Source organism: Streptomyces sp. NBC_00019 (assembly GCF_045041015.1).
In the GTDB taxonomy this organism is placed as follows: domain Bacteria; phylum Actinomycetota; class Actinomycetes; order Streptomycetales; family Streptomycetaceae; genus Streptomyces.
Genome location: NZ_CP108302.1, coordinates 9,201,408 through 9,214,472 on the forward strand (window position 1 = coordinate 9,201,408; position 13,065 = coordinate 9,214,472).

A 13,065-nucleotide genomic window follows, 5' to 3' on the forward strand; every position below is an offset into this window, starting at 1 on the left:
CGGCTGGCGTAGAGCGGGTTCCGGTTTTGAACGGTTTCAATCACCTGCCCGAAACCCGCACTGCCCAGCCGGTAGACATGCTTACCGATCGCCACTAGCTTCAACCGCCAACCGAGCTGAATCGATACAACTCCGAGCAGCCGAAGGGACTACGGCATGACCGACGGAGTCGACAGCACGAACGGCAGGACAGTACGCCGCAGAACGGTTCTCACCACGGCGCTGGGCGCCGTACCGGTGGCCATGGCGGGCGGCATCGGCGGCGCGGGAGCCGCCTCCGCCGCGCCCGCCGCGGACCGCACCGCCGTCGAGGGCCTCACGGTCGAACACCGCACGAACCCGCTCGGCGTGGACGCCGCCCGCCCGAGGTTCGGCTGGCGCACCGCCTCCGCGACCCGCGGCCGCCGCCAGACGGCGTACCGCATCCTGGTCGCCTCCTCGCCCGACCGCCTGGCCCACGGTCAGGGGGACGTGTGGGACAGCGGACGCATCACCTCGGCGCGGTCGGTGGCGGTCCGCTACGACGGCGACGACCTTCGCCCCTCGACCCGCTACCACTGGACGGTCCGCGTCTGGGACGAGAACGGCCGGGCCCTCCCCGGCACCCCGACCGCCCACTTCGAGACGGGCCTGTTGAGCACCGACGGCGTCACCGGCTGGGACGGCGCCCGGTGGATCACCATGGCCGGCAAGGCACCGAACAGCGAAGGCGCGCCCCTGCTGCGCACCGAGGCGGCCCTCCGGCGGGGACGAGTGCGCGAGGCCCGGCTCTACGTCTCCGCCCTCGGCGTGTACGACGCCTACGTCAACGGCCACCGGGTCGCGGTGCCGCAGGGCAGCGGTACCACCCTCGAACTCCTCGCGCCGGGCTGGACCAACTACGACGCCCGCGTCAGCTACCTGACCTACGACGTCACCGCCCTGATCGCCGGGGAGCGGCAGGCCACGCTCGCGGCGGTGCTGGGCAACGGCTGGTACAACAGCCGCGTCTCCGAAGGGAGTTCGTACTACACCGCGGGCGGCGACCGTCTCGCCCTCAAGGCCCGGCTCCTGATCCGGTACGCCGACGGCTCCACCCAGACCGTCGTGACCGCACCCGGCGACGACTGGAAGGCCGCCGACACCGGCCCGTACCGCGCCGACGACATCTACGACGGGCAGACCTACGACGCCCGCGAGGAGATACCCGGCTGGACGGCGGGCGGCTTCGACGCCTCCGCCTGGTCCGGCGTCGAGGAGCACGACTTCACGACCAGGTTCCCGGACTCCCGGCTGGTGGCCCACCCCGGTGAGAGCGCCCGCCTGATGCCCGAGTGGGACCGCGAGCCCGAGTCGATCACCGTGTACGGCGACGCGTTCCGCGAGAGCCGCACCGCCACCCTCCCCGTCACCCTCCGCCCCGGCGAGACCGCCGTGATCGACCTCGGCCAGAACCTGGTCGGCGTCCCCCGCTACACCCTGAGCGGCCTCGAGGGCGCCCAAGTCGCCTTCAAACCGGGCGAGATGCTCAACGACACCAGCGAGGGCGCCGACGGCCCCGAGGGCTCCGTCTACCGGGCCAACCTCCGCGCCGCCAAGGCCACCAGCACGTACACCCTCAAGGGCGACCCGCAGGGCGAGACCCACCAGGACTCGCTGACCTTCTACGGCTTCCGCTACGTCTCCGTCACCACCACCGACACCGTCACCCTCACCGGGTTCACCGGCCGGGTCGCCACCTCCGCGATCCACGACATCGGCACCGTCGAGACGGACGACGCCGACATCAACCAGCTGATCAGCAACGTCCGTTGGGGTCAGCGCGGCAACTACCTGTGGGTGCCGACCGACTGTCCGCAACGCGACGAACGCCTCGGCTGGACCGGCGACACGCAGCTCTTCTCCAACACCGGCCTCTACAACGCCGACACGGTCAACTTCCTCAGCCACTTCGAGGAATCCCTGATCGACTCACAGCGGATCTACGGCCTGGACGGCGCCCAGTTCACCTGGGTGGCCCCCGGCAGCCGCTACAACCAGCCCATCCCGGCGAGCGGTTGGGCGGACTGCGGTGTGGTCGTGCCGTGGACGGTGTGGCAGATGTCCGGCGACACCACCGTCATCGACCGCAGCTGGGCCGCGATGACCAAGTACCTGGACTGGATCCGCCGGCGCACCGGCGACACCTACGCCGGGCAGGGCGCCATCTTCGGCGACTGGCTGGCCTTCCAGGACACCAGCACCCAGCTGATCAGCGACATCTACTACGGCCACAGCGCCCGCCTCATGGCGGACATGGCCCACGCCACCGGGCGCACCGCCGAGGCCGGCACCTACGAGGAACTCTTCTCCCGCATCAAGCGGGCCTTCGTCACCAAGTACCTGGCCACCGACGCGACCACGGGACAGGTCACCGTCCGCTCCAGCCTGGGCAAGGCACCCGAGTGGCTCGGCGGCACGCCCGAGGACGACAGCCAGACCGCCCTCCTGTGGGTCCTCAAGCTCGGCTTCTACGACACCGAGGCCCAGCGCCGCCAACTCGTCACGCTGCTCGCCGACAACATCGGCAACGACGAGGCCTACAAGGCCGCCCACCCCGACAGCACCCGCGTGCGCTACGGCGAGAACACCCTCGCCGTCGGCTTCCTCGGCGTGAACGTCCTCGCCCCGGTGCTCACCGACGAGGGCCGCGCCGACCTCGCGTACGCCCTGCTCCACCAGGACGCGATGCCCTCCTGGCTGTACTCGGTGCGCAACGGCGCCACGACCATCTGGGAGCGCTGGAACTCGTACTCGAAGGAGGACGGCTTCGGGCCCGTCGAGATGAACTCGTTCAACCACTACTCCTACGGCGCGATCATGGAGTGGATGTACGAGAGCATGGCCGGCATCGCCAAGGACCCGGCCCACCCCGGCTTCAAGCACTTCTTCCTCAGGCCGCACCTCGACCCGACCGGGAAGATCACCCGGGTGTCCGGCTCGCACCTGTCGCCGTACGGCGAGATCGTCAGCGAGTGGACCGTGCAGGACCGTGAGCTGACCTACCGGGCAGCGGTCCCCGCCAACAGCACGGCGACCCTGCGCATCCCCGCCACCGACCCGGCGACCGTCCGGGAGGGGCGGACGCCGCTGTCACGGGCGCCGGGTGTCGGGTTCCTCGGCTTCGAGGACGGAGTCGCGAGCTATCGGCTGCCGTCCGGCCGGTACGAGATCACGTCCGCTCGGGGCTGACCGGTCGACGCGCCCGGCGACGGCACGGGTCCGCCGCCGGGCTCCCGGATCACGGCGTGACGACGGCGAAGTCCGGGTCCGGATCGCTCAGGTGGCCTTGGCCGTGTCCGGGCAGTCCTGGTCGAGGAACCCGTAGGCGTCGAGGTCCCACACCGCGCGCCCTCGGCGTCGCGGACCACGCTGTCCCGGGCCGTGCCCATGAAGCCGCGCCGCGCGTCTTCGAGGTCCTGGGTGTCGTCGAACGGAAAGCGCTGACGCACCGCCTGGTTGGCCCGCGCCACCCCTGGCGCGGCGGGCTTGGGCTCGGTGGTCTGGGACATCTCGGTCTCCCTCGCGGACGACGCCGGACTCGGCCAGTGCCACCCTCACCCGGTCGCCTCCCGCCCACGACCCGGTGTACGCAGTACGGCTGAACGCCGGGCGGACCGGTCCGCGGTTCCCACGAGGCGACGGCGGGCGCCCCGGGGAGCGACGGCCCGCCCTGTCCGAGGCAGGTGTCACACCGACGGCCCGCCACGGCTGGCCCGTCCGCCCACCGCGTCCGACACTCGAGGTTCCCTCCGGTGAACCGGCGACCGAGGAGGCCGATGAGCACGCAGGACTCCGCGCGTCCGCCCCGCCCAGGGGGACCGGGCGCCCATGCCGCGGCGACCGTCTCCCGGCACCGGCGCGGGTCCCGCACGCCCGGCTCCGGCCGCTCGTGACGCAGCCCCTGCGCGCCCGGCGCGCACAGCAGCCGAGGCAGTCAGCGGGCCCGGCGCGCCCGCGGCCACGGCGCCGCACTCCTGATGGTGACCGCGGGGGCACTTCTGGGCCGGGTCATGCCACGCTGGGAACGGCACCTGCCCGCGGACGGGCTGAGCTTCGACGCGTCCACGCCCCAGGCGGCCCTCGCCGCGGTCGTCGGAGGCATGATCACGCTCGCCGGCTTCGTCGTCACGGCCATCGCCCTCGTCGTCCGGACCGTCGCCGGCGCCTCGAATCCGAAGACCGTACGACGACTGCGGGCCCTGCTCGACCGGTTGGCGGCGGCCGCACCCGCCGACCGGAGGGAACCCGTCGTCGAGCGCCGCGATGCCCTGGACCGGTTGACCTTCGGCATGCCGACCGATCCCGTGCTGAGCCGGGTGGCGGCCCGGCCGGAGCGGCAGGGGCTCGGCGGAGCGGCCGCCGGGGACACTCTCGACGGCTGACGTTTCTTCTCACCCTGCGCATGATCGGGAGGCGGCATGGCGTGGACCGAGCGGCTGGAACGATTGCGTACCGGCGCCGAACGACGCTTTCCCGTCATCACCGACCTGACGGGCCGGCTGCTGTCCGGGAACCTGCTGGACGCCGGAACCAGGCTGGCCGCACAGGCCTTCCTCGCCGCCGTGCCGCTGCTGCTCGCCATCGCCGCGTTCACCCCGCAGAGCGTGCGCGACCAGCTCGGCGAGTCATTGCGCGCCATATTCGGTCTGACGGGCCGGTCCGGCCAGGAACTGGACCAGCTGCTCGGCGGCACCACCGACCCGGGCTTCCGTGAGACCGGTGGTGCCATCGGCGTGGCGGTGGCGTTGATCTCCGCGACCAGCTTCAGCCGTGCCATGGCCCGGGTCTGCGAGCGCGCGTGGCGACTGCCGAGGGCCGGCACCCGCATCGCCGCGTGGCGCTGGGTGGCCTGGCTGCTCGCGATGACGCTCGTGATCCTCATACAGGGCCCGGTCCGCGACGGTTTCGGCGCCGGCCTCTGGCTCGGCACGCCGCTGCTGTTCCTGATGGGTACGGGCGTATGGCTCTGGACGCAGCGTCTGCTGCTGGCCGCCCGGGTGCCCTGGCTGCCGCTGCTGCCCGGCGCCGTCCTGGCCGCGGCCGCGACGACCGCGCTCGGGCTGACCGCCCGGCTCTACATGCCCGCCGCGCTGAACCGGGCCCTCGGCGCGTACGGCTCCCTGGGGCTGGTCCTGGTCCTGCTGTCGTGGTTGATCGTCCTGTGCGCCGCGATCACCTTCGCGGTGACCATCGGCGCGGTACTGGCCGAGTCGCCGCCTCTCGACCGGTACCTGACGGCGGGGGACTCCGGCAGGTCCGCCGCGCGCACGGAGCCCGGGCGGACCGGCCGGTGAGGGTCCCGCGATGACCGAGCGCTCAGCCCACCAGTACGACCTCCAGGGTGCGCGGCCCGTGCACCCCCTCGACCCGGTCCAGCTCGATGTCACTGGTCGCCGAAGGACCGGAGATCCAGGTCAACGGGCGGGTCGGGTCGAGGCGTTCGAGAGCCTGGGGCACGGAGGAGACGACCTGCTCCGGGACCCGTACGACACAGATGTGGTGGTCGGGGACGAGGGTGATGCGGCGGCGGCCCTGGTCGGGGGAGCCGTCCAGCACGAGCGTGCCGGTCTCCGCCACGGCCACCGCGCACGCCGTGACGACACTGTCGATCCGGTCCAGCTCGTGAGGGGTGCTCTCGATCCGATCCGGCACTTGCTCCGCCTCGGTCTCGGCGAGCCAGGACGGTTCGAGACCCGGCGGCACGAGCACCGTCTTCGCGCCCTGTGCGGCCAGCATCCCGGCGATCGTCACAGCCAGGTCGTCGGCGGTGCAACGGTGCACGACCGCACGGTAGTCGGCGAGGTTCTCGGCCAACAGATCGACGGTCTGCGCGACACTCCGGTCGCCGTGCTCGCGCAGATAGTCCCGCGCGACCGCCTGGTCGTACGGCATGTCGTCCTGCTGGACATCCGCCAGCGCGCGCCGCACCCGGCCCAGGATCCGTTCCCTGCTGCTCACTTCGCACCGCCCTTTCCACCGTTCGTCCGCTGCCACCAGTCCCGGAACGGCTCGGCCGGCAGCGGCGGCAGATCCCGGGTGCCGCTCCACGCCTTGCCGGGACCCGGCAGCTTGCGCGGGTGGAGGCGGCGGGTGCGGGAGGCCAGGCGCTGGCCGGTGCGCAGGGCTCCGGGGTGGGCGAACGCCCAACGGGCCGCCCGCATGGCCGCCCGCTCGGCGGCATGTCCCTTGGCCGGCTTGAGCACGACCTTGTTGCCCTCGCGGACCACCGGGCCGCCCTCCACGATCCGTTCCCGCAGATGTACCAGCACCTCGGGGATGTCGATGGCGACCGGGCACACTTCGTAGCAGGCCCCGCACAGCGAGGACGCGTACGGCAGCGAGGCGTCGATCTCGCTCTGCGTACCCCTCAGTTGAGGGCTGAGGATGGCGCCGATCGGGCCCGGGTAGACCGAGCCGTAGGCGTGGCCGCCGGCCCGCTCGTAGACCGGGCAGACGTTCAGGCACGCCGAGCAGCGGATGCAGCGCAGGGCCTGGCGGCCGACCTCGTCGGCGAGGGTGTCGGTGCGGCCGTTGTCGATCAGGACCAGGTGGAAGGCGCGCGGACCGTCCTCGTCCGAAGTGCCGGTCCACATCGAGGTGTACGGGTTCATGCGCTCGGCCGTCGACGAGCGGGGGAGTGTCTGCAGGAAGACCTCCAGGTCCTGCCAGGTCGGCAGGATCTTCTCGATGCCGACGACCGAGATCAGCGTCTCGGGCAGGGTCAGACACATCCGTCCGTTGCCCTCGGACTCCACGACCACCAGCGTGCCGGTCTCGGCGATCATGAAGTTGGCGCCGGAGACACCGACCTTGGCGCGCAGGAACTTCTCGCGGAGGTGGAGGCGGGCGGCTTCGGCGAGTTCGGCGGGCGTGTCGGTGAGCCCCTCGGGGGCCGGACGCCCCCACTGGCTCATCTCGCGCTCGAAGATGTCGCGGATCTCGCCCCGGTTGCGGTGGATCGCCGGAACGAGGATGTGCGAGGGCCGGTCCTTGCCCAACTGCACGATGAGCTCGGCGAGATCGGTCTCGTAGGCGCGGATTCCCTCCTCCTCCAGCGCCTCGTTGAGCCCGATCTCCTGCGTGGCCATCGACTTGACCTTGACGACCTCCGACTCCCCGGTCTCCTCGACCAGTCGCGTCACGATCCGGTTGGCCTCGTCGGCGTCGGCCGCCCAGTGGACGCTGCCACCCGCGGCCGTCACCGACTCCTCCAACTGCACGAGGTACCGGTCGAGATGACGGAGCGTGTGGTCCTTGATGCGCTTGCCCGCCTCGCGCAGCTCCGCCCAGTCGGAGACCTCGGCGACGGCCTTCTCGCGCTTGCCGCGGATGGTGTGCGTGGCGTGCCGCAGATTGCCGCGCAGGGTCTGGTTGTTGACGGCCTCGTGCGCGGCCTCGGGGAAGGCCGGCATCCCTACGAACGTTCCGCTCATGCCGTCGGCTCCTCCTCTGTGCCCGCCAGGATCTCCGCGATGTGCACCGGCCGCATGTCCGTGCTCAGCCGGGCCATCGTGCCGCCGATGTGCATCAGACAGGAGTTGTCGGCCGCGCACAGCACGTCGGCGCCGGTCGACTCGGCGTTGCGCACCTTGTCCGCGCCCATCGCCGCCGAGACATCGGCGTTCTTGAGAGCGAAGGTGCCACCGAACCCACAGCACTCGTCCGCACCCGGCAGCTCCACCAGCTCCAGCCCCTTCACGGCCTGGAGCAGCCGCCGGGGCCGGTCGCCCAGCCCGAGGCTGCGCAGTCCGTGGCAGGTCGGGTGGTAGGTCACCTTGTGCGGGTAGTAGGCGCCGACATCCGTGACCCCGAGGACGTCCACCAGGAACTCCGTGAGCTCGTACGTCTTCGGGATCACGGGAGCCAGCGTGGTCGCGAGGCCGTCCCCGCGCCCCTCGGCCCGGGCCCGCTCACCCATCCGGGGATACAGCTCCCGCACCATCGCCCCGCACGATCCGGACGGCGTGACGATCGCCTCGTACTCCCCGAAGACATCGGAGAAATGCCGGGCCATCGGCTCCGCCTCATGGCGGTAGCCGGTGTTGTAGTGCGCCTGTCCGCAGCAGGTCTGGGCCATCGGGAAGTCGACCTCGACGCCCAGCCTGGTCAGCAGTTTCACCACGGCGCGCCCGGTGTCCGGATAGAGCGTGTCGTTGACACAGGTCAGGAACAGGGCGACACGCATCGCGGCTCCTTGTGATCGATCATCGGATGAGTGAAGCGTAGTGCGGCTGGGGGGCGCCGGGGAGACCCCGCTCACCGATCGGCGAGCCGGGCCTCCGCCTCGCGCCACGGCGTGGTGTCCCCCTGGGGCTCGTACCGGGTCAGCGGCTGCGTACGGGTGAGCAGCCGCCGGCCGTCCGCGAGGTCGCCGACGAGCCCATGGGCCCGGGCCTGGACCAGGACGTTCCCGAGGGCCGCCGCCTCCGTCGGGCCCGCGACCACCGGCAGCCCGCAGGCGTCGGCGGTCAGCTGGCACAGCAGCGCGTTGCGGGTGCCGCCGCCCACGACGTGCACGACGTCGACCGGATGCCCGGCGAGCCGCTGTGCGTCGGCGATCGCCCTGCGGTGGGCGAGGGCCAGCGAGTCGAGGATGCAGCGCGTGATCTCGGCAGGGGAGGCGGGCACCGGCTGCCCCGAGGCACGGCACGCCTCGGCGATCCGCTCCGGCATCCGCCCCGGCGCCAGGAACGCCGCGTCCCCCGCGTCCACGACCGACCGCAGCGCCGGCACCTTGGCCGCGTCGAGGAGCAGCGCCCCCAACTCCGGCTCGCCCCAGGCCCGTACGCACTCCTGGAGCAGCCACAGCCCCATGATGTTCCGCAGATACCGGACCGTGCCGTCCAGCCCCAGCTCGTTGGTGAAGTTGGCGGCCCGGCTCTCCTCGGTCAACACGGGCGCGTCCAGTTCGAGGCCCGCCAGCGACCAGGTGCCGGTGCAGATGTAGGCGAACCGCTCGCCCCCGGCCGGTACGGCGGCCACCGCGGAGGCGGTGTCGTGCGAACCGACGGCCGTCACCGGCACGGGCCCGGCGAGCCCGGTCTCCTCCAGCACCTCGGGCCGCAGCACACCGGCCGGATCGCCGGGCTGCCGCAGCGGCGCGAAGAGGTCCAGGTCGATCCCGAGCCGCGCGGCGATGTCGTACGACCACTCGCGCGTCCGGGGATCGATCAGCTGGGTCGTCGAGGCGTTGGTGAGCTCGGTGCCCTGCTCGCCGGTCAGCCAGTACGTGAGGAGGTCCGGGATGAGCAACAGCCGCTCGGCCTGCGTCAGTTGAGCCGACGAGCGGGCCGCCGTGAGCTGGTACAGCGTGTTGAAGGGGGCGTACTGCAACCCGGTGGCCGCGTACAACTCCTCGGCCGGCACGGTCGCCCAGACCTTCTCGGCGATGCCGTCGGTCCGGGAGTCCCGGTAGTGCACGGGGTTGCCGAGCAGCGACCCGTCCGTGTCGAGGAGCCCGTAGTCCACGGCCCAGCTGTCGATGCCGACCGAGTCGACCTGCCCCGCCGCCCGGAGTCCGTCCAGGACACCGCCGTACAGCGAGAGAATGTCCCAGCGCAGCCCTTCGGGAGTCCGCACGGGCCGGTTCGGGAAGCGGTGCGCCTCGGCCAGCTCCAGGCTGTCCGGCCCGACGCGGCCGACCATGACACGTCCGCTGGACGCGCCGAGGTCGACCGCGGCGTACGACTTCACGCCCGTCACCGCAGGAAGGCGGCCGCGACGCCGGCGTCGACCGGGATGTGCAGACCGGTGGTGTGGGTCAGCTCCCCGCCGGTGAGGGCGAAGACGGCGTTGGCGACATGCTCGGGCAGCACCTCGCGCTTGAGGATGGTCCGCTGCGCGTAGAACTCGCCCAGCTTCTCCTCCTCCACGCCGTACACGGCGGCGCGCTGAGCGCCCCAGCCGGCGGCGAAGATCCCGGAACCGCGCACCACGCCGTCCGGGTTGATCCCGTTGACCCGGATGCCGTGCTCGCCCAGCTCGGCGGCGAGGAGTCGCACCTGGTGGGCCTGGTCGGCCTTGGTGGCGGAGTAGGCGATGTTGTTGGGGCCGGCGAAGACGGCGTTCTTGGAGGCGATGTAGACGATGTCGCCGCCCAGCTCCTGCGCGATCATCACCCGGGCGGCCTCGCGCGAGACGAGGAACGAACCCCGGGCCATGATGTCGTGCTGGAGGTCCCAGTCCTTGGCCGACGTCTCCAGGAGCGGCTTGGAGATGGAGATCCCGGCGTTGTTGACGACGAGATCCACGCCGCCGAAGGCGAGCGCGGCGGCCTTGAAGGCCTCGGCGATCTGTTCCTCGGAGGTCACGTCCACGGTCACGGCGACGGCCTTGTCGGGGCCACCGAGCTCCTCGGCGACCGCGGCGGCGTTGTCACCGTTGAGATCGGCGATCACCACGCAGGCGCCCTCGGAGACGAGCCGATGCGCGATCGCCTTGCCGATCCCGCTGCCCGCACCCGTCACCAGGGCGACCCGCGTCGCGAGCGGCTTGGGCTTCGGCATCCGCTGAAGCTTGGCCTCCTCGAGAGCCCAGTACTCGATACGGAACTTCTCGGACTCCTCGATGGGCGCGTACGTAGAGACGGCCTCCGCGCCGCGCATCACGTTGATGGCGTTGACGTAGAACTCGCCGGCCACCCGCGCGGTCTGCTTGTCCTTGCCGAAGGAGAACATGCCCACGCCCGGGATCAGCACGATCGCCGGGTCCGCACCGCGCATCGCGGGGGAGTCGGGCAGGGCGTTCCGCCGGTAGTAGGCGGCGTACTCCTCGCGATAGGAGGCGTGCAGCTCCTTCAGCCGGGCGACGGCCTCGTCCAGCGGCGCGGCCGGCGGCAGGTCGAGAACGAGCGGCGCCACCTTGGTCCGCAGGAAGTGGTCAGGGCAGGAGGTCCCGAGCGCGGCGAGCTGGGGGTGCTCGGCGGAGGCCAGGAAGTCGAGCACCACGTCGGAGTCGGTGAAGTGGCCGACCTGAGGCTTGTCCTGGGAAGCGAGGGCACGCACATACGGCGCCAGGGCGGCGGCCCGCTCGCGCCGCGCCAAGGCCTCCAGCGCACCGTAGCCCTCGATCACCGGCCCGAAGGGCTCGGCCTTGCCACGCTCCTCCAGGAACGCCTCAGCGGTCCGGATGATGTGCAGCGAGTTCCGCTCGCACTCCTCGGAGGTGTCCCCCCAGGCGGTGATCCCGTGCCCACCGAGAATGCACCCGACGGCCTGCGGATTGGCCTCCTTGACCGCGGCGATGTCCAGCCCGAGCTGGAACCCGGGCCGGCGCCACGGCACCCACACCACGGTGTCCCCGAAACACTCGGCGGTCAGCTTCTCCCCGTCGGCGGCACAGGCGAGCGCGATCCCGGAGTCGGGATGCAGATGATCGACATGCGCGGCTTCCACGAGTCCGTGCATGGCGGTGTCGATGGACGGAGCCGCCCCACCCTTGCCGTGCAGGCAGTAGTCGAAGGCGGCGACCATCTCGTCCTCACGCTCGACGCCGGGGTACACGTCGACCAGCGCCCGCATCCGGTCCAGCCGCAGCACGGCCAGCCCACCCTCGGTCAGCGTCCCGAGGTCCCCACCGGACCCCTTGACCCACATCAGCTCCACATCACCCCCGGTGACGGGATCGGTGTCGGTGCCCTTCGCGGACGCGTTGCCACCGGCGTAGTTGGTGTTACGGGGATCAGCACCGAGCCGATGAGACCGGGCGAGAAGAGCAGCGGCTTCAGGATGGGTGGCCATGACTTTCAGTCCTATCTGGAAGAGGTGGGGGATACGCCCTCAGGGGCGCGGGGCTGTATCAATTTGCGGCTCCGCCGCGTGGGCGCGACCAGCCACATACGGCCCGCAGTCCGGAGACAACAGAACCCGGCAGACGCCTACGCACCCCATCCGGCCTGCTCGCCACCGACACGCTCAGCAACGATCTTCTCGGCCCACCCGGACCGGGCATACGCAGCGATGGGATCGGCATCCAACCCCATCTCCTCACGCACCTCACGCAGCAGCGGCCGCACATCGGTGTTGTATGCATCCATGATCACGGCATTCGCCGCCAGGACATCCCCCGCGGCCTGCGCCGAGGCCAACGCGTTCCCATCGACGAGCAGCGCCTTCGCGGTGGCTTCCTGCACATTCATCACCGAACGGATGATCGCCGGAATCTTCGCCTCGATGTTGTGGCACTGATCGAGCATGAACGCCACGTCCGGCGTGAACCCGCCGCCACGGATCACCTCGTACATGATCCGGAACAGCTGGAACGGATCAGCCGCACCCACCATGAGGTCGTCATCCGCGTAGAACCGAGAATTGAAGTCGAACGCGCCGAGCTTCCCCTCCCTGAGCAGCGTCGCGACGATGAACTCGATGTTGGTCCCGGGAGCGTGATGCCCGGTGTCGACCACGACCTGCGCCTGGGGTCCCAGCTTCAGGCAGTGGGCGTACGCCGTCCCCCAGTCCGGCACGTCGGTGGTGTAGAAGGCCGGCTCGAAGAACTTGTACTCCAGCAGCATCCGCTGCCCGTCCCCGAGCCGCTCGTACACCTCGGCGAGGCCCTCCGCCAGCCGGTCCTGCCGGGCCCGGATGTCGTCCTGCCCGGGATAGTTCGTACCGTCGGCGAACCACAGCTTCAGGTCGGCGGAGCCGGTGGCGTCCATGATGTCGACGCACTCCAGCAGGTGATCCACCGCCTTGCGCCGCACCGCGGCCTCGGGATGGCAGATGCTGCCGAGCTTGTAGTCGTCGTCCTGGAAGGTGTTGGAGTTGATCGCGCCGAGCTTCACCCCGCGGTCCTCCGCGTGCTTCGCCAGGGCCGCGTAGTCGTCGACCTTGTCCCACGGAATGTGCAGGGCGACGGTCGGTGCGACGCCCGTGAGGGCGTGTACCTGGGAGGCGTCGTCCAGCTTCTCCTGCGGGGTACGCGGAACACCCTGTTGCGCGAACACCTTGAAGCGGGTTCCCGAGTTCCCGTACGCCCACGACGGCGTCTCGACTGCCTGTGTCTTGAGCGCGGCCTTCACCGCGGCGAGCTCGGTCACTTCGGGGC

General features: G+C 71.1%; 9 protein-coding genes. 3 read left to right on the forward strand and 6 right to left on the reverse strand.

Going from position 1 to position 13,065, the window contains the following annotated elements:
- Nucleotides 1-156: 156 nt before the first annotated feature.
- The 3 genes from OHU89_RS42665 to OHU89_RS42675 all read left to right on the forward strand — a co-directional run bounded on the left by OHU89_RS42665 (nt 157) and on the right by OHU89_RS42675 (nt 5,315).
- A complete protein-coding gene (locus tag OHU89_RS42665) occupies nt 157-3,210 on the forward strand; it encodes a family 78 glycoside hydrolase catalytic domain (RefSeq protein ID WP_405650603.1) in 3,054 nt (1,017 codons plus the stop codon).
- An 821-nt stretch (nt 3,211-4,031) separates the two neighbouring features.
- Nucleotides 4,032-4,403 carry a hypothetical protein gene (locus OHU89_RS42670; RefSeq protein WP_405650605.1) on the forward strand — a complete coding sequence of 124 codons (372 nt, stop codon included), beginning with the start codon at nt 4,032-4,034 and terminating at the stop codon, nt 4,401-4,403.
- A 36-nt stretch (nt 4,404-4,439) separates the two neighbouring features.
- Entirely contained in the window at nt 4,440-5,315 is an 876-nt protein-coding gene (locus tag OHU89_RS42675; protein WP_266884844.1) for a YhjD/YihY/BrkB family envelope integrity protein, read from the forward strand.
- Between the two features lie 22 nt (nt 5,316-5,337).
- On the opposite strand, the gene OHU89_RS42680 is transcribed toward OHU89_RS42675, so the two are convergent.
- The 6 genes from OHU89_RS42680 to rhaI all read right to left on the reverse strand — a co-directional run bounded on the left by OHU89_RS42680 (nt 5,338) and on the right by rhaI (nt 13,057).
- Complete coding sequence (locus OHU89_RS42680; protein ID WP_405650608.1) at nt 5,338-5,979, reverse strand: lactate utilization protein C; 642 nt, start codon at nt 5,977-5,979, stop codon at nt 5,338-5,340.
- Nucleotides 5,976-7,454 carry a LutB/LldF family L-lactate oxidation iron-sulfur protein gene (locus OHU89_RS42685; RefSeq protein WP_405650611.1) on the reverse strand — a complete coding sequence of 493 codons (1,479 nt, stop codon included), beginning with the start codon at nt 7,452-7,454 and terminating at the stop codon, nt 5,976-5,978. The genes OHU89_RS42680 and OHU89_RS42685 overlap by 4 nt, the downstream gene beginning before the upstream one ends.
- Entirely contained in the window at nt 7,451-8,206 is a 756-nt protein-coding gene (locus OHU89_RS42690; RefSeq protein ID WP_405650613.1) for a (Fe-S)-binding protein, read from the reverse strand. The genes OHU89_RS42685 and OHU89_RS42690 overlap by 4 nt, the downstream gene beginning before the upstream one ends.
- Nucleotides 8,207-8,277: 71 nt before the next feature.
- Nucleotides 8,278-9,714, reverse strand: coding sequence for a rhamnulokinase family protein (locus OHU89_RS42695; RefSeq protein ID WP_405650616.1), 1,437 nt, complete (start codon nt 9,712-9,714; stop codon nt 8,278-8,280).
- A gap of 5 nt (nt 9,715-9,719) precedes the next feature.
- Nucleotides 9,720-11,759, reverse strand: a complete 2,040-nt coding sequence (locus OHU89_RS42700) for a bifunctional aldolase/short-chain dehydrogenase (RefSeq protein ID WP_405650618.1) — start codon at nt 11,757-11,759, stop codon at nt 9,720-9,722.
- 137 nt (nt 11,760-11,896) lie between these two features.
- Nucleotides 11,897-13,057, reverse strand: a complete 1,161-nt coding sequence (gene rhaI, locus OHU89_RS42705; protein WP_405650620.1) for an L-rhamnose isomerase — start codon at nt 13,055-13,057, stop codon at nt 11,897-11,899.
- Between the last annotated feature and the right edge of the window lie 8 nt (nt 13,058-13,065).

What these genes read in the sequence shown, in the direction of transcription:
- OHU89_RS42690 (WP_405650613.1), bottom strand. Translation starts at nt 8,206, where the DNA reads ATGCGTGTCGCCCTGTTCCTGACCTGTGTCAACGACACGCTCTATCCG.
- OHU89_RS42675 (WP_266884844.1), top strand. Translation starts at nt 4,440, where the DNA reads ATGGCGTGGACCGAGCGGCTGGAACGATTGCGTACCGGCGCCGAACGA.
- OHU89_RS42685 (WP_405650611.1), bottom strand. Translation starts at nt 7,454, where the DNA reads ATGAGCGGAACGTTCGTAGGGATGCCGGCCTTCCCCGAGGCCGCGCAC.
- OHU89_RS42700 (WP_405650618.1), bottom strand. Translation starts at nt 11,759, where the DNA reads ATGGCCACCCATCCTGAAGCCGCTGCTCTTCTCGCCCGGTCTCATCGG.
- OHU89_RS42665 (WP_405650603.1), top strand. Translation starts at nt 157, where the DNA reads ATGACCGACGGAGTCGACAGCACGAACGGCAGGACAGTACGCCGCAGA.
- OHU89_RS42670 (WP_405650605.1), top strand. Translation starts at nt 4,032, where the DNA reads ATGCCACGCTGGGAACGGCACCTGCCCGCGGACGGGCTGAGCTTCGAC.